This window comes from Rhizobium sp. BR 315 (assembly GCF_050577975.1).
Classification (GTDB): domain Bacteria; phylum Pseudomonadota; class Alphaproteobacteria; order Rhizobiales; family Rhizobiaceae; genus Rhizobium; species Rhizobium miluonense.
Genome location: NZ_JARWKZ010000204.1, coordinates 1 through 513, shown reverse-complemented (window position 1 = coordinate 513; position 513 = coordinate 1). Strand labels below are relative to the sequence as shown.

The following is a 513-nucleotide window of genomic DNA, read 5'->3' as shown; positions in this document are numbered from 1 at the left end:
GGTAAGAAGCTCTTCTGCTGTTGGGTTGTGTTTTACTGATGTCATTTTTTCTTCCCTGCCTTCTAGTATTATTTCCAAACAAAAAAGCTCATGTTTAAAGTAACTCGGAAAATGTCGTTAGACCTTCGGGAGTTCACAAAAACATAAGCTTAAAAACGAAAAAACACTTTGCCTAAACAAAGTGTCTATTATTATGTACACTCCCTGCGCTGGCATTATCCAACAGGTTCATACGGTCGATGACAGTTAGTCATCCTCTCAGCCTGATTCCACAAGCTCCCGATAAATATTTTATTACTATTATCTTATAAGAACAGTGAAAATTTTGCAAGATTATCAAACTAGAAGAGATATAAATACTCATCCTTTGGCGCCTCAGCAGCTTTGATGCTGTCCACTTTAATGGTCGGCATAGCACCGCCGTCGATTTCTTGTTTTACAACCGTTCCTTTTATTTCATACCAGCCATTTGTTTCTGCGGATTTAAGATTGCCATTAAGCATATAGCCATAC

The 513-nt window shown here is 38.0% G+C and carries 1 protein-coding gene and 1 riboswitch; the gene reads right to left on the bottom strand.

The window, feature by feature from the left end:
- Positions 1 to 183: 183 nt before the first annotated feature.
- A riboswitch (TPP riboswitch) is annotated at positions 184 to 293 on the bottom strand.
- A 48-nt stretch (positions 294 to 341) separates the two neighbouring features.
- Entirely contained in the window at positions 342 to 503 is a 162-nt protein-coding gene (locus QD409_RS35780; protein ID WP_430765090.1) for a TIGR03943 family putative permease subunit, read from the bottom strand.
- Positions 504 to 513: the final 10 nt, after the last annotated feature.

What these genes read in the sequence shown, in the direction of transcription:
- QD409_RS35780 (WP_430765090.1), bottom strand. Translation starts at nt 503, where the DNA reads ATGCTTAATGGCAATCTTAAATCCGCAGAAACAAATGGCTGGTATGAA.